This window comes from Aliidongia sp., assembly GCF_035943795.1.
Lineage (GTDB): Bacteria > Pseudomonadota > Alphaproteobacteria > ATCC43930 > CGMCC-115725 > Aliidongia.
The window spans coordinates 30,041-48,870 of sequence record NZ_DASZBY010000158.1; the positions used below are offsets into that span (position 1 = coordinate 30,041).

Genomic DNA, 18,830 nt, shown 5'->3' on the forward strand with positions numbered 1-18,830 from the left:
CGACGAGGGCCACCTCCAAGCTAACAGCCATAGGCCCGGACCGGAACAGCCGATGGCCGTTCGATCGCCGACTTCTTACCCGAGGAGTGAAGCATAAAGCGGGCCAGAAAGCGGGTGTGCATTCGCGGACGGATGCGGAAAGCCGCTTTTGGCGCTAGGTTAGCGCCCATTCATCGTCGGGACCGCGCCCCGGCCCATCGGAGGAAGTGACCAATTGCTCGAACATGTTCTGGTGCCGATCCATCGCGATGGCTGGAAATTCATCGGGATCTTCGCCGCCATTTCCCTGGTTTTGGCGTTCCTGTGGGCGCCGCTTGGCTGGATCGGTCTGATCCTTACCCTGTGGTGCGTCTATTTTTTCCGCGATCCGCCGCGCGTTACGCCCGTGCGTGCCGGCCTGGTGGTGAGCCCGGCGGACGGTCTCGTCGTGTCGGTCGGCGAGTTGGCGCCGCCGGCCGAACTCGACATGGGGACGGAGCCGATGACCCGCATCGGCATCTTCCTCAACGTGTTCGATGTGCACATCAACCGGGCACCGGTGCCCGGAACGGTGGCGAAGACGCATTACCATAAGGGCCAGTTCGTCAACGCGAGTTTCGACAAGGCGTCGGACCTGAACGAGCGCAATGCCCTGCGGATCACGACCCCGGAAGGCGTCGACATCGCGGTGGTGCAGATCGCCGGCCTGGTCGCCCGCCGCATCGTCACCTGGGTCGGTGCCGGCAGCAAGCTCGATACGGGCGAGCGCTTCGGCCTGATCCGTTTCGGTAGCCGTACGGATCTCTACGTGCCGCGCAGCTGGGCGGTCTATGCGATCGAAGGCCAGCGCGTGGTCGGCGGCGAGACGGTGCTGGCCGACGCGGTCGCGGTCGAGCCCAAGCGCCTGGGCGCCGTTCGATGATCCGTCCTCGCGAACGGCCCGCGGGCCCGCGCCGCCGGCGGGTGCGCATGCGCCCGATCGGCGGGCTGTCGATCAATCGCATGATCCCGAACATGCTGACCCTGCTGGCGCTGTGCGCCGGCATGACCGCGATCCGCTTCGCCATCGTCGGCAAGTTCGAGCAGGGCGTCAGCGCCATCCTGATCGCGGCCGTACTCGACGGTCTCGACGGCCGCATCGCGCGGCTGCTGAAAAGCACGTCCAGCTTCGGTGCCCAGCTCGACAGCCTGGCCGACTTCATCTCGTTCGGCGTGGCGCCGGCGATGCTGCTCTATATCTGGGCGATGCAGTCGATCGGCAGCCTCGGCTGGGCGGTCGCCTGCCTGTTCGCGGTCTGTATGGCGCTACGGCTCGCGCGCTTCAACACGCAGCTGGGACTGCCCGATCCGCCGCCCTATGCCTATAATTTCTTCACCGGCGTACCGGCACCGGCCGCGGCGGGCGTTTCGATGATCCCGATCGTCGCCAGCTTCGAGTTCGGCGACACGTTCTTCCATTCACCCTACCTGGTCGCCATCACGACCGCGCTCACGGCCGGGCTGATGGTCAGCCGAGTGCCGACCTTCTCGTTCAAGCGCTTCCGGGTCCCGCATAACTACGTCGTGCCCATGATGCTGGCGATCGGCGCCTTCGCGGCGTTCCTGGCGGCCGAGCCGTGGGAGACGCTGCTGGTGCTGGGGCTGCTGTATCTGGGGCTGATCCCGCTCTCGATCCGCTCCTATCGCCGGCTGAAAAGGGCCGCCGAGGAGATCCGCGCGGGGCGCGGCGACGCCGGGCCGGTGCTGCGCACGGTCGACGGCAGCGCACCGCAAGGCTGATCCGCACTGGACTGTCAAAAAACCGTCACCTAGAAACGGCAATCTCGCCGCGCTTCATGACGAAGCGGGCGAGCGGGGAGAATATGATGCGGTTCAGTGTCCGTCAGGCCGTCCTGGCCATGGGTTTGGTTCTGGCCGGCGCGGGCGTCGCAAGCGGTCCGGCCGCGGCGGCCTCGGGCAAGCTCGTGCTCTATACCTCGCAGCCGGACAAGATCGCGGCCGAGACGGTGGCGGCCTTCAACAAGCGCGAACCGAAGGTCGAGGTCGAGATCTTCCGCTCCGGCACGACCGAGATCATGAACAAGATCGAGGCCGAGCTGGTCGGCGGCGCGCCCAGGGCCGACGTGCTGTTCATCGCCGACGCGGTGTCGATGGAGCAGTTGAAGGCCGACGGACGGTTGGCCGCCTACGCCGGGGCCGACCTCAAGGCGTTTCCGGCCGGCACCTTCGATCCGGACAAGACCTATTTCGGCACGAAACTGATCACGACGGGCATCATCTACAACACGGCTGCGGCCAGGCCCACCTCCTGGCAGGACCTGCTGAAGCCGGCGGCCAAGGGCCAGGTCGTGCTGCCGAGCCCGCTCTATTCCGGGGCGGCCGCCATCCATATGGCGGCGATCGAGGCGGTGCCGACGCTCGGCACGAACTATTACATCCAGCTCGCCGCCAATGGCGCCGATGCGGCCAAAGGCAACGGCGCCGTGGTGACCGAGGTCGCCGGTGGCCAGAAGATGTATGGCGTGATCGTCGAGTTCATGGCGCTCAACGCCAAGGCGAAGGGTTCGCCGGTCGATTTCGTGTTCCCGAGCGAGGGCGTTTCGGCAGTGACTGAGCCGGCGGCGATCCTCAAGACCGCTCACAATCCCGAGGCCGCCCGCGCCTTCATCGATTTCATCCTGTCGAAAGAGGGTCAGGAACTGGCGGTCGCCCAGGGTTTTCTGCCGGCGCGGAACGACGTCGCCCCGCCCGCCGGCTTTCCCAAGATCTCCGACCTGCATATCCTGCCGGTCGATCTGGCCAAGACCGCCACCGATGCCGATCTGCTGAAACGGCAGTTCACCGACCTGTTCGGCGGCTGAGTTCGAAGACCGATGCCGCACAGGGGGCGATCGATCGCGGCCGAGCGATCCTTGTTTTGGGGACTTTCCGCACTGCTGAGCCTGATCGCGATCTTCCCGGTCGCGCGCCTGCTGGTCGAGGGCGCGATGCCGGGCGGCGTGCCCGGCTTCGGTGCGATCGATCGCGTGCTGCAGGATCCGGCGACCTGGGTCGCGTTCGGCCATACGCTGTGGGTTAGCCTGGTGGCGATGGTGATCTCGGGCATCATCGGTGGGGCGATGGCATTGGTCGTGGCCCTGACCGACCTGCCGGCCAAGGTCGTGCTGGTGTTCGGCTTCACCATGCTGCTGATGATTCCGTCGCAGATCACGACCATCGCCTGGATCGAGCTGCTGGGGCCGGCGAGCCCGCTTTTGAAGCTGGTCGGGCTGGCGCCGGCACCGGGCACGCGGCATCCGCTCTATTCGTCGACCGGCATCACCCTGCTGCTGGGCCTCGAGCATGCACCGCTGGTCTTTCTCGGCTTGCGCACCGCGCTCCGCTCGCTGCCGGGCGATCTGATCGAGGCGGCCCGCGCCGCCGGCGCCCGGCCGCCGCGCGTGGTGGCGACCATCGTCGTGCCGCTGATGGGGCCCAGCCTGATCGCCGGCATGGCGCTCGCCTTCGTCTCCAACATCGGCAATTTCGGCACGCCCGCCCTGCTGGGCATTCCGGCCCGCTTTCCCATGCTGACGACGCTGATCTACCAGCGTCTCTCGGGTTTCGGCCCGCGCGTGCTGTCGGAGGTCGCGGTGCTGTCGCTGCTGCTGGGCGTGCTGGCGGTCGGCGGCGTCCTGTTCGAAACCTGGCTCGCCGGTCGGCGCGACGTGCGGATCGACGGCGCCCCCGCGCCGGTGCGCATCCCGCTCGGCCCCTGGCGCTGGCCGGTCATCCTGCTGGTCTGGACCTTCCTCGCGGCGACCCTGCTCGTGCCGCTGGCGGCGCTGATATCGACCGCGCTGGTCGCCGCGTATGGCCAGCCCCTGGGGCTCGCGACGGCGACCTTGGAGAATTTCCGCTTCATCCTGTTCGACCACCCGGCGGCGCGGCGCGCGGTCGTCAACAGCCTGGGACTCGCCACCTCGGCGGCCGTCCTCCTGTCGCTTGCGGCGGTGCCGGCCGCCTATTTCGCGGTCTGGCGCCGTCGTCGCCTGATGCGCGCGCTGGTGCTGGCATCCGAGCTGTCCTATGCCTTGCCCGGCGTCGTGCTCGCGATCGCTGCGATCCTGATCTTCATCCGGCCGATTTTCGGCTTCTCGCTCTACAACACGCTCGGCATCATCCTGATGGCCTATCTCGCCCGCTTTTTTACCTTGGCCCAGCGACCGGTCGCGGCCGCGTTTCGACAGCTCGATATCAAGCTCGAAGAGGCGGCGCAAATGGCCGGCGCAGGCTTCGTTCGCCGGGTGCTGACCGTGGCGCTGCCGTTGGTGGCGCCGGCCGCCGCCGCCGGCGGACTGCTGGTGTTCCTGACGGCCTTCAACGAACTCACCGTCTCGGCACTGCTCTGGTCGGCCGGCCACGAGACCCTGGGGGTCGTGGTGTTCGGCCTGGAACAGGCCGGCGACAACACGGTCGCGGCCGCGATCGCCAGTCTGACGGTGGGCGCGACGGTGGCGCTCATGGCGATCGCCTCGTTCCTGACGCGCAACCTCGCGACGCCGGTGCTGCCGTGGCAGGCCTGATCCTCGACCGGGTGACCAAGCGGTTCGGCGATGCGGCGCCCGTGGTCGACCGGGTTTCGCTCGACGTCGCCGACGGCGAGTTCCTGGCGATCCTCGGGCCGTCCGGCTGCGGCAAGACGACGTTGCTGCGCCTGATCGCCGGGTTCGAACGGCCGACCGAGGGCGCCATCCGCCTTGGCGAGCGGCTGGTGGCTGACGCCGGGACCCATGTGCAGCCCGAGGACCGGCAGGTCGGGATCGTGTTCCAGAGCTACGCGCTGTGGCCGCACATGAGCGTGGGCGAGAATGTCGGCTATCCGTTGCGCACCCGGGGCATCAGAGGTGCGGAATATAAGCGCCAGGTCGCAGCCGCGCTCGATACGGTCGGCCTCGGCGCTGTCGCCGACCGCAGGCCGGCCTCGCTGTCGGGCGGGCAGCGCCAGCGCGTGGCGCTCGCACGCTGCCTCGCCATGTCGCCCGGTCTGGTGCTGCTCGACGAGCCGCTCGCCAACCTCGACGTGCATCTGAAGGCCAGCCTGCTCGACCAGTTCCAGCATTTCCGCGCCCGCACTGGCGCCACCATGCTCTACATCACCCACGACCAGAGCGAGGCCATGGCGCTCGCCGACCGGATCGCCGTCATGGCCCACGGCCGCGTCGAGCAACTGGCAGCACCGGAGACGCTCTACCGGTCGCCGGCGACCGAATTCGTCGCCGATTTCATCGGCATGGGCGGCGTGGTCGAGGCGATCCTGCCGGAACCGGCGGCGGCAGGGCAGGCGTGGGTCGAAATCGCCGGCCATCGCGCCCTGGTGCGAGCTGCGCCGGGCCAGGCGGCGGGAGCCGCGCGCCTGTGCCTGCGCCCGGAAGACCTGGCCCTCGCCACTGAAGGCCTGCCGGCCCGCTGCCGCCGCGCCCGCTACCAGGGCGGCGAATGGCTGGTCGAACTGACCGTCGACGGCCAGGACGAGCGCGAGCTGCAGATGCTGGCCAAGCCGGGCACGGTGCCGGAGCCGGGCGCGGCCGTGCGGGTGCGGATCACGGATGGATGGGTGATCCCTCAATCATGCTGAGATCGAGCGCTTACTCATCGATGATTGTTGCCGTCGGGCTCCTGTCGGCCTGTGCCGCACCGTCGCCGACGCCTCCCAGCCCGGGAAATCGGGAGATTTCGGCCCGTCCTGTGTCAGGCAACCGACTGAGCTATCCGGCCGATATGATGGAACAAGGAATCGAGGGGGCGGTTAACGCAACCTGCATGGTCGATATCCAGGGAGTAACCAGCAACTGTGTCGTCATCGGTATCGAGGGATCGATGAAGTTCGCCGATGCTGCTTTGGCATACGTACGAGGCGCAAGGTATAAGCCCGCGATCCATGATGGAGTGCCAATCGTCGAATCGCACCATATTTTCAAAATCAGTTTCGTACTGGATCCAATCGACGGGAAGACGCGGCAGATGTTAGCGCAGATCTCCGAGGACTGGGCTCATTGCGTGGCGCAAAATCAAGGCCAAAGCACGATAGATGCTTGCGGACGAGCGATCGACCTGTCGGCCAGCGACCCGCCCTTGCAAGCGGGTGCATATGAACTGCGGGCAAGCGGGTATGCGGCGCAACGGCAATATCGGTTGGCGATTGCCGACTATGACACGGTGGTGGCAAATGGCTTTGCGGTGCCTCGAACCTATCAGCGGCGGGGTTTGGCCAACATCAAGCTGCGCAACTACCTTAAAGCGAAATCCGACTTCGATGTGGTTCTCAAAGCATTGCCGAACGATATGACAAGTCTGAGAAATCGGAGCCGGGCAGCAGTTGGCGTAGGTAATTTCGCTTCTGCACTCGAGGATTTGGATCGGGCGATCACGCTAAGGCCCGATGATCCTTCGCTGCGAACACAGCGCGCCGAAATCTCGATCACGGCAGGCAACTCGACCAATGCCTTGGTCGATCTGGAAGAGGCTCTGGCAATGATCCCGACGGATGTGCCAGCCCTTACGGTGCGATGCCGGCTTCTTCAATCGATGGGCCAGCTAACACAGGCTGCTGCCGATTGTGCTCGGATCGAAGACCTCGACCCAAAGCACAAAGTGGTTGCCTCTCTGATGGTAACGTTGGATTAGTCGTGCAGCCGTAACGCAGCGGGATCCCCCTACCCCTGCTCCCGCGTCGCGGTGAACTTCACGCCCGGCCAGTCCTGGACCGTGCGGTTCAGTTCCCAGCTGTTGCGGGCCATGAACACGGGGGCGCCGTCATGGTCTTCGGCCAGGCTGCCGCGGACGTCTTCCAGGAAGCGCTTCATCAGCACCTTGTCGTCCGAGCCGACCCAGCGGGCGGTCTCGTAGGGCGCCTGTTCGAAATGCATCTTGAGGTCGTATTCGGCCCGGATGCGTTCGGCCAGCACGTCGATCTGCAACTGGCCGACCACGCCCACGATCATGTCGGTGCCGATCAGCGGCTTGAACACGCGGGTAACGCCTTCCTCGGCCATCTGCTCCAGCGCGCGCTTCAGATGCTTCGACTTCATCGGGTCGTCGAGCCGGACGCGACGCAGGATTTCCGGCGCGAAGTTCGGGATGCCGGTCACCTTGAGCTCCTCGCCCTCGGTCAAGGTATCGCCGATGCGCAAGGTGCCGTGGTTCGGGATGCCCAGGATATCGCCCGGCCAGGCTTCCTCGGCCAGGTTGCGGTCCTGGGCCAGGAAGAACATCGGGTTCTGCACGGCCATCATGCGGCCTGTGCGGACATGCTTCAGCTTCATGCCGCGCTGGAACCGGCCGGAGCATAGCCGCACGAAGGCGACGCGGTCGCGATGCTGCGGGTCCATGTTGGCCTGGACCTTGAAGACGAAGCCGGTAACCTTGGTCTCGCCGGGTGCGATCGCACGCGGCTCGGCGGGCTGCGGCCGTGGCGGCGGTGCCAGTTCGGCGACGCCCTTCAGCAGCTCGCGCACGCCGAAATTATTGATGGCGCTGCCGAAGAACACCGGGGTCAGCGCGCCGGCGCGATAGGCGTCCAGATCGAACGGCGGGCACAGGCCGCGCACCATCTCGACTTCCTCGATCAGCTTCAGCAGCGCCTTTTCCGGCAGATGCTGGGCCAATTGCGGATCGTCGAGCCCGGTGCAGCGCACCGGCTCGGTCACCCGGTCGCCGTCGCGCTTGCCGAACAGCAGCAGCGTGTCGTTCAGGATGTCGTAGGTGCCGAGGAAGTCGCGGCCCATGCCGATCGGCCAGGTCGCCGGCGTCACGTCGAGCGCCAGTTGCTCCTCGATCTCGCCCATCAGGTCGAACGGATCGCGCGCCTCGCGGTCCATCTTGTTGACGAAGGTGATGATCGGCACGTCGCGCAGGCGGCAGACCTCGAACAGCTTGCGGGTCTGGGTCTCGATGCCCTTGGCGGCGTCGATCACCATGACCGCGCTGTCGACCGCCGTCAGCGTGCGATAGGTGTCTTCGCTGAAGTCCTGATGGCCCGGCGTGTCGAGCAGGTTGTAGGTCAGCTCGTCGAACACGAAGGTCATGACGGCAGAGGAGACCGAAATGCCGCGCTCGCGCTCGACCGCCATCCAGTCCGACCGCACGCGCCGGCTGTCGCCGCGCGCCTTGACCTCGCCCGCCATGTTGATGGCGCCGCCGAACAGCAGCAGCTTTTCGGTCAGGGTCGTCTTGCCCGCATCGGGGTGCGAGATGATGGCGAAGGTCCGCCGGTTGGCGACGGGGACGGGAAGCGCACTCATGGGGCCAGCGATCGGTTGGATGGGCTCATCGGGAAAGGGTTGGCGCGCTTCTACCACAGCCGGCCGGGCGCGCCATCATCAATGGTAGCAGGGGCCCCCTGCGACAGGATGCGGCCGTCGCGTTGATGTCATCGCTCCTGTATAGATAAATACGTGCAGCAGCCGCTGTACCAACGACTTGAGCGCTAGGGAGTGGGCGAATGAAGATCCGATTGCAGGCCGGCATGGCCGTCATGGCATTGGCGATCGCGGCGTTCGCCGCGGCACCGTCGGCCGAAGCCAAGACCATGACCTATCGCGTGGTACTGAACGGCAAGAGCGAGACGCCGTCCAATACGACCAAGGGCACCGGTCATGGCACCGTCAAGTATGACGACGCGACCAAGGAACTGAGCTGGAACATCAAGTATTCCGGCCTGACCGGCGACGCGACCGCCGCCCATTTCCACGGTCCCGCCAAGCCGGGCGTCGCCGCCGGCGTGCTGGTGCCGATCGGCCCCAAGGGCAGCACGGTCATGAGCCCGATCGTCGGCTCCGCAACCCTGACCGACGACCAGGCGACGGCGCTGACCGGCGGGATGATGTATTTCAACGTCCATACCAAGGAAAACCCGGCCGGCGAAATCCGCGGCCAGGTCATCAAGGCCGGCGGCATGAAGATGAAGATGCCGGCCAAGCCGAAGACCGACGCGGCACCGAAGCAGTAACCCGCCCGTCGCGGGGCGGATGCCAGGACGGCGATCGGCCGGAACCCTGGATATTCCGCCCCGTTGCGCGGATAGCGACAGGCCGTTGCATTGCAGCGGACGCGTAGACAAGTCCTGCTGCCCGGCATAGAGATAGGAAAATCCAGGCAGGGGCACAGGACGTATGGGCTTTGGTTTCGATGGCATGTCGCGCCGGTCGTTCGGTCGGGCCGCGCTCGGCACGGCGGCGGCAGGGCTCTGCGGGCTCGGCCCCTGGTCGACGGCCCGGGCCGCGGCGTTCGAACCGGCCCTGATCTACGACTATGGCGGCAAGTTCGACCGTTCCTTCAACGAAGCGGCCTATGACGGCGCCGAGCGGTTCAAGAAGGAAACCGGACTCACCTATCGCGAGTTCGAGATCACCAACGAGAACCAGCGCGAACAGTCGATGCTGCAGCTGGCCAAGCGCGGCGCCAGCCTGATCGTCGGCGTGGGCTTCGGCCACCAGGCGGCCATGACCAAGGTCGCGGCGCAATATCCGAAAGCGCGCTTCACCATCATCGACGCGGTGGTCGACCTGCCGAACGTGCAGTCGATCGTTTTCCGCGAGCAGGAATGCTGCTTCCTGGTCGGCATGATCGCGGCGCTGACCTCCACGACCGGCAAGATCGGTTTCGTCGGCGGCATGGACGTGCCGCTGATCCGCCGCTTCGCCGCCGGCTATGCCGAGGGCGCCAAGTTCGCCAAGCCCGGCGTCGAGATCTTCCAGACCATGACCGGCACGACCGTGTCGGCCTGGAACGACCCGGCGCGCGGCAGCGAGCTGGCGCGCAGCCAGTTCGACCGCGGCGCCGACGTGGTCTTCGCCGCTGCGGGCGCCACCGGCCTGGGCGTGCTGCAGGCCGCGGCGGATGCGAAGAAACTGTCGATCGGTTGCGATTCCAACCAGAACGCCCTGCATCCGGGCTCGGTGCTGACTTCGATGGTCAAGCGCGTCGACGTCGCGACCTATAACGCGATGATGGCTGCCAAGGACGACAAGTGGCAGGCCGGCCGGATGTCGCTGGGCCTGAAGGAAGACGGGCTCGACTATGCGCTCGACGACAATAATCGTGCGCTGATCGCGCCGGAAACCAGGGCGCGCGTCGATCAGGCCAAGGCCGACATCATCGCGGGCAAAATCGTCCCGACCGACGTCGCGGCGCAGTAATCGTGAGTGGCGGGCTGGCGCCGGCGATCGCGTTCGACCGGATCACGAAGCGCTTCGGTGCGGTCGTCGCCAACGACGGGGTCAGTTGCGAGATATCCCCCGGCTCGATCCACGGCATCATCGGCGAGAACGGGGCCGGCAAATCCACCCTGATGAGCATCCTCTACGGCTTCTATCAGGCCGACGCCGGCGAGATCCGCCTCGACGGCCAGGCCGTGCGTATCCATAGTTCGGCGGACGCGATCCGGCTCGGCATCGGCATGGTCCATCAGCATTTCGTGCTGGTCGAGCCGTTCACCGTGCTGGAAAACCTGGCGCTCGGCCATGAAGGCGGCCTGATGCTGCAGCCGGGCCTCGATCGGGCGCGGGCCGAAGCGCGGCGGATCGAGGCGGCCTACGGGCTGGCGGTCGATCTCGATGCCAAGGTCGAGGACCTGGCCGTCGGCGCGCGGCAAAGGGTCGAGATCCTGAAAGCGCTCTATCGCGGTGCCCGGATCCTGATCCTCGACGAGCCGACCGGCGTGCTGACGCCCGACGAGGCCCAACAACTGTTCCAGATCCTGCGACGGCTGAAATCCGAGGGCAAGACCGTCCTGCTGATCACCCACAAGCTCAAGGAGATCATGGCGGCGACCGATCGGGTCACGGTCATGCGTGCTGGCCGCGTCGTGGGCGACGTCGCGACATCCGGCACGACCGAGGCGGATCTGGCCGAACGGATGGTCGGCCGCAAGCTGGCGCCGCTGCCCGATCGGGTGCCGGTGGCCCCGGCCGCGCCGATCCTGCGCGCCGAGGGCCTGTCGGTGATCGATGCGGGCGGCGTCGAACGGGTGCGCGGCATCGATCTCGATCTGCGGCCGGGCGAGATCGTCGGCATCGCCGGCGTCTCGGGCAACGGGCAGTCGGAACTGATGGCGGCCCTGGCCGGGCTCACGCCGCTCGCCGCCGGGCGACTCGTGTGGGCAGGCGTACCGGTTCCGGCCGAAGACACGGCCATGGCGCTGCGCCGGCTGGGCCTCGGCCATATTCCGGAGGACCGGCACAAGAACGGCATGATCGGCGCGTTCGAGGCCTGGGAGACCTCCGTGCTGGGCTACCATCGCGACGTCGGCCACGGGCAGGGCGCGTGGCTGCGACCAGGCTTCATCCGTGCGCTGACCCGCCAGCGCATGGTCGATTACGACGTCCGGCCACGCGACGAGCGGCTGCGCACGGCCGCCTTCTCGGGCGGCAACCAGCAAAAGCTGATCTGTGCCCGCGAAATGGCGCGGGGGCCCAAGGTCCTGCTGGTCGGGCAGCCGACGCGCGGCGTCGATGTCGGCGCGATCGAGCAGATCCATGCCCGGCTGCGCGCCCTGAAGGCTGCCGGCACGGCGATCCTGCTGGTCTCGGTCGAACTCGACGAAATCCTGGCCCTGGCCGATCGGATCCTGGTCATGGTCGACGGCCGCTTCACCGGCGAACTCGACCGGTCGGAGGCGACCGAGCGCGCGCTGGGCCTGCTGATGGCGGGCGTGCGGGACGAGGCGGCCTGATGCGGCGCGACCTGCCGATGCTCGTCGATTATGTGCTGATACCTGCACTCAACCTGCTGCTCGCCTTCCTGGTCGGCGCCATCGTGCTGGCGCTGATCGGCGTCTCGCCGGTCGCGGCCCTCGGCACCCTGCTCGATGGCGCGTTCGGGTCCCTGGATGGGCTCGGCTACACGCTCTATTACGCGACGACCTTCATTTTCACCGGCCTCGCGGTCGCGATTCCGTACCAGGCCGGCCTGTTCAACATCGGCGGCGAGGGCCAGGCGATGTTGGGCGGCCTGGGCGTCACGTTGGTGTGCCAGGCGATGGGCGGCTACTCGCTGTGGCTGGTGCTGCCGCTGGCGATCGTGGCGGCGGTCACGTTCGGCGCCGCCTGGGCGGCGGTGCCGGCGATCTTGCAGGTCAAGCGCGGCAGCCACATCGTCATCACGACGATCATGTTCAATTTCCTGGCCGCCGCCTTCATGACCTACCTGCTGATTGACGCGTTGCGCGCGCCAGGCGATCCGTCGCCGGAAACAGGAGCGTTCCCCGCCTCGACGGCGCTGCCCTATGCCCATGAATGGGCGGCGCGGCTCGGCCTCGCCATGGAGGAATCGCCACTCAACCTCAGCTTCCTCGTGGCGCTGGCCGCGGCTTTCCTGGTCTGGCTGTTCATCCGGCGCTCGCTGCTGGGTTATGAGATCCGCGCGACCGGCCTCAACCCATCGGCGGCAACCTACGCGGCGATCCCGGTCGGCCGGGTCACCGTGCTGGCGGTGTGCCTGGGGGGGGCCTGCGCCGGGCTGGTCGGCATCAACGAAGTGATGGGCGTGCTGCATCGCCTGGTGCTGGGCTTCACCGCCGGCGCCGGCATCGTCGGCATCGCCGTGGCGCTGATGGGCCGCAACCATCCATTCGGCATCGTGCTGGCGGCGATCCTGTTCGGCGCGCTCTACCAGGGTGGTGCCGAGCTGGCGTTCGACTATCCGCAGGTGACGCGCGACATCATCGTGGTCATGGATGGGCTGGTCATCCTGTTCTGCGGCGCGCTGGAAAACATGCTGCGCGTACCGGTGACGCGCGCCTGGGCGCGGTGGCGGACGGTGCCGGCATGAGCCTGGTCGACGTCGTATCGGTGCTGGCCGCGACGATCCGGCTGGCGACACCGCTGGTGCTGGCGACCCTGGGCGGCTTGTTTTCCGAGCGGGCTGGCATCGTCGCCCTCGGGCTGGAAGGCATGATGCTGGCTGCCGCCTTCGCCGCCGCCTGCATCGCCCACGTCACCGGCTCGGCCTGGCTGGCGCTTGCGGCCGGGATGGGAGTCTCGATGGCCCTGTCGCTGATCCATGGCTTCGCCTCGGTCACCCAGCGCGGCGACCAGGTCGTCTCGGGCATGGCGCTCAACATCCTGGTCGCCGGCCTGTGTCCGACCCTCGGGCTCGCCTGGTTCCAGCAGGGTGGCCAGACGCCGGCGCTCGGTCATGGCGAACGCTTCATGCCGATCGTGCTGCCGTTCGCCGACGGCGTCGCCGGCGTCCCGGTCCTGGGGCCGATCTGGAACAGCCTGATCGGCGGCCATAACCTGATCGTCTATCTGGCGGCCCTGCTGCTGCCGCTGTCGGCGTGGCTGCTTTATCGCACCTCGTTCGGCCTGCGCATCCGCGCGGTCGGAGAGAACCCGCATGCGGTCGATGCCGCTGGCTTGTCGGTCGCCGGATTGCGCTATGGCGCACTCGCGCTCAGCGGTATTCTCGTCGGGCTGGCGGGGGCGGACCTGTCGATCGCCGAGGGCGCCGGATTTGGGCGGGACATGACGGCGGGCCGCGGCTACGTGGCGCTGGCCGCCCTGATCTTCGGAAAATGGCGGCCGGTACCGGCCGTCGGCGCCTGCCTGCTGTTCGCGTTCTGCGACGCGCTGCAGGTGCGGTTGCAGGGGGTGGCGCTGCCGGTCGTCGGCGTGGTGCCGGTTCAACTGGTCGAGGCTTTGCCCTATCTGCTGACCGTCGTGCTGCTCGCCGGCTTCATCGGTGCCGCCCGGGCGCCGCGGGCGATCGGCCTGGCTTTCGTGAAGACACGGTGAGGATCATGGCGACCGACGATCTGTTGCAGGCGGCGCTGACGGCCCGGGCCCGGGCCCATGCGCCCTATTCCGGCTTCAAGGTCGGCGCCGCCCTGCGCGACGCCGACGGCGGGATCCATGCCGGCTGCAACGTCGAGAACGCCGCCTTTCCGCAGGGGCAATGTGCCGAGGCGACGGCGATCGGCGTGATGATCGCCGCCGGGGCGACCCGGATCGCCGAGATCCTGGTGGTGGCGGATGGCCCGGAAACGGTTACCCCATGCGGCGGCTGTCGGCAGCGCCTGGTCGAATTCGCCGATCCGGCGACCCCCGTTCACTTGGCCGGCCCAGACGGCATAGGTGCGACCGTCAGCCTCGGCGAATTGCTGCCGCGCGCCTTCGGCTGGCGCCAGGTCGCACTCAAGGACAGATCATGAGCATCGAAGACGCGGTCCGGATCATCGGCGAGCGCCGTCCGGGCTTCATGCCGCGGGTGGCGCTGCTGCTCGGCTCCGGTCTCGGCCAGGTTGCCGAGCGGATCGAGGATCCGACGCGGATTTCCTATGCTGACCTGCCGGGTTTTCCGGTGCCGACCGTGGCCGGGCACGCCGGCTCGCTGATCCTCGGCCGCCTCGCCGGCGTCGATCTCCTGTGCCTGAACGGCCGGGTCCATGCCTATGAAGGCGGCGATGGCGCGGCCCGGCTCAAGGTGCTGGTGCGGACCGTCAAGCAATTGGGCGTCGAGGCGCTGGTGCTGACCAACGCCGCCGGTTCGCTTCGGACCGAGGTCGGGCCGGGCAGCCTGGTGCTGATCCGCGACCATATCAACATGCTGGGCTTCAACCCGCTGCAGGGGCCGAACGACGAAGCCTGGGGGCCGCGCTTCTTTTCGATGCGCGACGCCTATGACCCGGCTCTGGCCGCCCGGTTCCGCCGGGCGGCGGTCGCGACCGGCATCGCCTTGGCCGAGGGCGTCTATCTGGCCTATCCCGGCCCGAACTTCGAAACGCCGGCGGAAATCCGGGCATTTCGGGGCCTGGGCGCCGATCTGGTCGGCATGTCGACCGTGCCCGAGGTGGTGGTGGCACGCCATTGCGGTCTCGCCTTGGCAGCGCTCTCGGCGGTGACCAATCTCGCCGAGGGCATGGGCGACGGGATGCTCAGCCATCACGAGACCCTGTCCCAGGGCGCCCGGATCGCCCAGTCGCTCGAAACCCTGATCCTCGGTTTTCTCGAAAGCCTGAAGCATGGCCTCTGACCCCTACAGCCCCGCCAACCTGCGCCGCATCGCCCAGCGCCTGCTGCCGCTGATCGACCTGACCAGCCTCAACGACGGCGACGATGCCGCCGCGATCGAAAGCCTGTGCGCCCGGGCGCGCACGCCGGCCGGTAATGTCGCGGCGGTCTGCATTCACGCGCCGCATATTCCGGTTGCGAAACGAGCCCTGGCCGGCAGCGACGTACCGATCGCAACTGTGACGAACTTCCCCGCCGGCGCCGCCGATATCCGGGCGGCCGAAGCCGAGACCGCCGCGGCCGTAGCGCTGGGTGCGGACGAGGTCGACGTGGTGTTTCCTTATACGGCTCTTATCGTAGGCGACCGGACGGTCGGGCTCGATCTGGTCCGCGCGGCCAAGGCGGTGTGCGGACCCAACGTGCTGCTGAAGGTCATCCTGGAAACCGGGCAGTTGAAGACACCGGCCCTGATCCGCGCGGCATCCGATATCGCCATCGCCGGGGGTGCCGATTTCATCAAGACGTCGACCGGCAAGACCCAACCCGGAGCGAGCCTGCAGGCGGCGCAGGTCATGCTCGACGCCATTGCCGTGGCGCGTGGCCAGCGCCGCTGGGTCGGTTTCAAGGCATCCGGCGGCGTGCGCACCGTTTCCGAGGCCCAGGCCTATCTGGCGCTGGCCGACCGGGTGCTGGGCGACGGCTTCGCCAGCGCTGCGACCTTTCGCGTCGGCGCCTCGGCGTTGCTCGACGATGTGCTGATCTGCCTCGGCTTGGACGCGTGATCACCAAGGAACTCCTCACCCGCAAGCGCGACGGCGGCACGCTCGCCGCCGACGAGATCGCGTTCCTGGTCGCGGGCATCGCCGATGGCGGCCTGACCGAGGGCCAGGTCGCTGCCTTCGCCATGGCGGTGTGCTGTCGGGGCATGGGACGTGACGAGTGTGTGGCGCTGACCGATGCCATGACCCGCTCGGGTCGGGTGCTGGATTGGCGCGACCTGGGCAAGCCGATCGTCGACAAGCATTCGACCGGCGGTGTCGGCGACAAGACCAGCCTGATGCTGGCGCCGATCCTGGCCGCGGCCGGAGCGGCCGTGCCGATGATCAGTGGGCGCGGGCTCGGCCATACCGGCGGGACGCTCGACAAGCTCGATGCGATCCCCGGCTACCAGACCCGGCCGTCGCTCGGCCGCATCCGCGCCGCGATGGTCGCGACCGGTGCCGCCATGGTCGGCCAGACCGACGACGTGGCACCGGCCGACCGGCGGTTCTATGCGATCCGGGACACGACCGGCACGGTCGAATCGATCCCGCTGATCACCGCGTCGATCCTGTCGAAAAAGCTGGCGGCCGGCCTCGACGGGTTGGTGCTCGACGTCAAATACGGCTCCGGCGCCTTCATGGCCGATCCGGCGCGGGCGCAGGAACTGGCACGCTGCCTGGTCGAGGTCGGCGGCGGCGCGGGGCTCAAGGTCACGGCGCTGCTGACCGACATGAACGAGGTGCTGGGCGATAGCGCCGGCAACGCTCTCGAAGTGCTCGAGGCGGTCCAATACCTGACCGGTACGCGGCGAGAGGCGCGGCTCGACGGCGTCACCCACGCGCTGGCAGTCGAGATGCTGTTGCTGGCCGGCCTCGTCGCCGATGCGGCCGAGGGGGCCGATCGGGTCGAGCAACTGCTGGCCTCGGGTGCCGCTGCGGAGGCGTTCGGCCGGATGGTGGCGTCGCTCGGCGGCCCCGGCGATTTCATCGAGCGGGCGGCCGATCATCTGCCGGTGGCGCCCATCGTGCGACCGGTCCTGCCTTCTCGAATGGGCATCCTGACGGCGCTCGACGCCCGCCAGGTCGGCTTCGCGGTGTTGGGTTTGGGCGGCGGGCGCCATGCGCCGGACGATCCGATCGACTATGCCGTGGGCTTCAGCCGCTGTGCCCATCTGGGCGAGGCCGTCGGCCCGGACCGGCCGCTGGCGCTGGTCCATGCCCGGAACGAAGCCGCCGCCGAGCGGGCCATTGCTATGCTTCGGAGCGCCGCCACGACTGGCGGTACGGCGCCGGTCGACCGGCCGCTGATCCTCGACCGGCTGGAGAGCTGACATGGGCCGAGCCTTCGTGATCGTGCTCGATTCCCTCGGCATCGGCGGCGCACCGGATGCGGCACGCTTCGGTGAGGTCGGGGCCGACACTTTGGGCCACATCGCCGAGCGGGTGGCGCTGAAGCTCGCGAACCTGTCCCGGCTCGGCCTCGGCGCGGCGGCGGAGATCGCGACCGGCCGGCTGCCGCGCGGCCTCGGTCGTCCTGGTCCCGGTGCCGGCTTCTGGGCCGCCGCCGCGGAGGCGAGCCGCGGCAAGGATACGCCGACCGGACATTGGGAAATCGCCGGCTGCCCGGTGCCGTTCGACTGGGGATATTTTCCGTCCGAATTTCCGAGCTTCCCGGCCGAACTGGTCGATGCCCTGATGCATGATGGCGGTCTGCCCGGCATCCTCGGCAATTGCGCCGCTTCCGGCACGGCGATCATCGACGAACTGGGTGCCGAGCATGTCGCGACCGGCAAGCCGATCTTCTACACCTCGGCCGACAGCGTGCTGCAGATCGCGGCACATGAGGAGCATTTCGGCCTCGATCGCCTGTTGGCCTTGTGCGAGCGGGCGCGCGTGCTGTGCGATCCCTACGACATCGGCCGGGTCATCGCGCGGCCGTTCGTGGGCTCGCCCGGCAGCTTCAGGCGCACCGCGAACCGCCGCGACTATGCGGTGCCGCCGCCGGCCGATACGATCCTCGACCGGCTGCAGGCGGCGGGGCGCGCCGTCATCTCGCTCGGCAAGATCGGCGACATCTTCGCCCATCGCGCGACCGGCACGATCGTCAAGGGCGAGAACAATGCGGCACTGATGGCAAAGAGCCTCGACCTGGTCGCATCGGCTCCGGACGGCGCGTTCGGCTTCGTCAATCTGGTCGATTTCGACACGCTCTACGGCCACCGCCGCGACGCGGCCGGCTATGCCGCCGCCCTGGTCGCGTTCGACGGCTGGCTGCCCTCGCTCGAGGCGGCGCTGCGGCCGGGCGACCTGGTCATCCTGACCGCCGACCATGGCTGCGACCCGACGTGGCCCGGCACCGACCACACGCGCGAATGCGTGCCGGTCGTGGGCTTCGGTCCCGACATCACCGGCGGCAGCGCCGGCTTGCGGACCAGCTTCGCCGACATCGGCGAAACGGTGCTGGCACATCTGGGCCTGCCGCCGATCGGGTCGGGGCACGCGATTGGTTGAGTTACAGCTTCACGCCGTATTCCTCGGCGAATTGCCGGGGCAGATCCGGATTGATCCCGATTGCGGCATCGCGATCTCTGTCGGCCCCGACTAGATCGCCCTGCCGACGCTTCACGAGAGACCGGCCGTAGAGCGATCCCGCCATTTTTGGGGCAAGATGCAGGGCGGCATCATAGTCCGCGGCGGCGTTGGACAGCATGCCCTTCTTTAAATAAACGAGAGCCCGGCTGTCGTAAGTGTTGGCGTATTGCGGTATCGACTTCAGAGCTTCATTGCAGTCGCCAAGAGCAGAATCGAGTCGGCCCAGCAAAGCGCGTACCCAGCATCGATTGTTCAGCAGATGTTCGTCATGAGGATAGGCGGCCAGGCCAGTGCTCAGAGCAATTTCTGCCTCGTCATATCTCCCTATCGCCGATAAGGCAGCTCCGTGGATGAGAAAGATTTCCGCATTGCGCATGCCATCGGCGATGGCTTTACCAAGATCCTGCGCCGCTTGGGCGTATGCTGCCTTTGCCCAGTATGCCATGCCGCGGTCGTTCAGAATCGAGGTATTGTCCGGATCATTGGCGAGGGCCTTGTCCGCCATCTC

The 18,830-nt window shown here is 67.6% G+C and carries 18 protein-coding genes; 16 read left to right on the plus strand and 2 right to left on the minus strand.

Features of this window, described 5'->3' with window-relative positions; genetic code table 11:
- Positions 1-214 precede the first annotated feature (214 nt).
- From VGV37_RS30170 to VGV37_RS30195, 6 genes are all read left to right on the plus strand, one after another.
- Positions 215-901, plus strand: a complete 687-nt coding sequence (locus VGV37_RS30170) for a phosphatidylserine decarboxylase (RefSeq protein WP_326883588.1) — start codon at positions 215-217, stop codon at positions 899-901.
- A 47-nt stretch (positions 902-948) separates the two neighbouring features.
- Positions 949-1,758 carry a CDP-diacylglycerol--serine O-phosphatidyltransferase gene (gene pssA / locus VGV37_RS30175; RefSeq protein WP_326883589.1) on the plus strand — a complete coding sequence of 270 codons (810 nt, stop codon included), beginning with the start codon at positions 949-951 and terminating at the stop codon, positions 1,756-1,758.
- 86 nt (positions 1,759-1,844) lie between these two features.
- Positions 1,845-2,840 (plus strand): ABC transporter substrate-binding protein, encoded by a 996-nt coding sequence (locus VGV37_RS30180; protein ID WP_326883590.1) that lies wholly within the window; start codon positions 1,845-1,847, stop codon positions 2,838-2,840.
- A 51-nt stretch (positions 2,841-2,891) separates the two neighbouring features.
- Entirely contained in the window at positions 2,892-4,544 is a 1,653-nt protein-coding gene (locus VGV37_RS30185) for an iron ABC transporter permease (protein ID WP_326883591.1), read from the plus strand.
- A complete protein-coding gene (locus VGV37_RS30190; RefSeq protein WP_326883592.1) occupies positions 4,532-5,596 on the plus strand; it encodes an ABC transporter ATP-binding protein in 1,065 nt (354 codons plus the stop codon). Before VGV37_RS30185 ends, VGV37_RS30190 begins: the two co-directional genes overlap by 13 nt.
- Positions 5,572-6,645 carry an energy transducer TonB gene (locus VGV37_RS30195; RefSeq protein ID WP_326883593.1) on the plus strand — a complete coding sequence of 358 codons (1,074 nt, stop codon included), beginning with the start codon at positions 5,572-5,574 and terminating at the stop codon, positions 6,643-6,645. Before VGV37_RS30190 ends, VGV37_RS30195 begins: the two co-directional genes overlap by 25 nt.
- Positions 6,646-6,674: 29 nt before the next feature.
- On the opposite strand, the gene VGV37_RS30200 is transcribed toward VGV37_RS30195, so the two are convergent.
- Positions 6,675-8,261, minus strand: coding sequence for a peptide chain release factor 3 (locus VGV37_RS30200; RefSeq protein ID WP_326883594.1), 1,587 nt, complete (start codon positions 8,259-8,261; stop codon positions 6,675-6,677).
- A 200-nt stretch (positions 8,262-8,461) separates the two neighbouring features.
- Here VGV37_RS30200 and VGV37_RS30205 point away from each other — a divergent pair, with 200 nt between their 5' ends.
- From VGV37_RS30205 to VGV37_RS30250, 10 genes are all read left to right on the plus strand, one after another.
- A complete protein-coding gene (locus tag VGV37_RS30205) occupies positions 8,462-8,968 on the plus strand; it encodes a CHRD domain-containing protein (protein ID WP_326883595.1) in 507 nt (168 codons plus the stop codon).
- Positions 8,969-9,152: 184 nt separating this feature from the next.
- On the plus strand, positions 9,153-10,157 hold the full coding sequence (locus VGV37_RS30210; RefSeq protein WP_326883596.1) for a BMP family ABC transporter substrate-binding protein: 1,005 nt from the start codon (positions 9,153-9,155) through the stop codon (positions 10,155-10,157).
- A 2-nt stretch (positions 10,158-10,159) separates the two neighbouring features.
- Complete coding sequence (locus VGV37_RS30215; RefSeq protein WP_326883597.1) at positions 10,160-11,692, plus strand: ABC transporter ATP-binding protein; 1,533 nt, start codon at positions 10,160-10,162, stop codon at positions 11,690-11,692.
- Entirely contained in the window at positions 11,692-12,789 is a 1,098-nt protein-coding gene (locus VGV37_RS30220; protein ID WP_326883598.1) for an ABC transporter permease, read from the plus strand. The genes VGV37_RS30215 and VGV37_RS30220 overlap by 1 nt, the downstream gene beginning before the upstream one ends.
- Complete coding sequence (locus VGV37_RS30225) at positions 12,786-13,754, plus strand: ABC transporter permease (RefSeq protein WP_326883599.1); 969 nt, start codon at positions 12,786-12,788, stop codon at positions 13,752-13,754. Before VGV37_RS30220 ends, VGV37_RS30225 begins: the two co-directional genes overlap by 4 nt.
- A gap of 5 nt (positions 13,755-13,759) precedes the next feature.
- Complete coding sequence (locus VGV37_RS30230; RefSeq protein ID WP_326883600.1) at positions 13,760-14,170, plus strand: cytidine deaminase; 411 nt, start codon at positions 13,760-13,762, stop codon at positions 14,168-14,170.
- Complete coding sequence (locus VGV37_RS30235; RefSeq protein ID WP_326883601.1) at positions 14,167-14,991, plus strand: purine-nucleoside phosphorylase; 825 nt, start codon at positions 14,167-14,169, stop codon at positions 14,989-14,991. The genes VGV37_RS30230 and VGV37_RS30235 overlap by 4 nt, the downstream gene beginning before the upstream one ends.
- Positions 14,981-15,751, plus strand: a complete 771-nt coding sequence (deoC, locus tag VGV37_RS30240) for a deoxyribose-phosphate aldolase (RefSeq protein ID WP_326883602.1) — start codon at positions 14,981-14,983, stop codon at positions 15,749-15,751. The genes VGV37_RS30235 and deoC overlap by 11 nt, the downstream gene beginning before the upstream one ends.
- Positions 15,748-17,061 (plus strand): thymidine phosphorylase, encoded by a 1,314-nt coding sequence (deoA, locus tag VGV37_RS30245; RefSeq protein ID WP_326883603.1) that lies wholly within the window; start codon positions 15,748-15,750, stop codon positions 17,059-17,061. The genes deoC and deoA overlap by 4 nt, the downstream gene beginning before the upstream one ends.
- A 1-nt stretch (position 17,062) precedes the next feature.
- On the plus strand, positions 17,063-18,241 hold the full coding sequence (locus tag VGV37_RS30250) for a phosphopentomutase (RefSeq protein ID WP_326883604.1): 1,179 nt from the start codon (positions 17,063-17,065) through the stop codon (positions 18,239-18,241).
- A gap of 1 nt (position 18,242) precedes the next feature.
- Here the strand turns inward: VGV37_RS30250 and VGV37_RS30255 are convergent.
- Positions 18,243-18,830 (minus strand): tetratricopeptide repeat protein (locus VGV37_RS30255; RefSeq protein ID WP_326883605.1); only part of this gene is annotated, 588 nt, incomplete at its 5' end.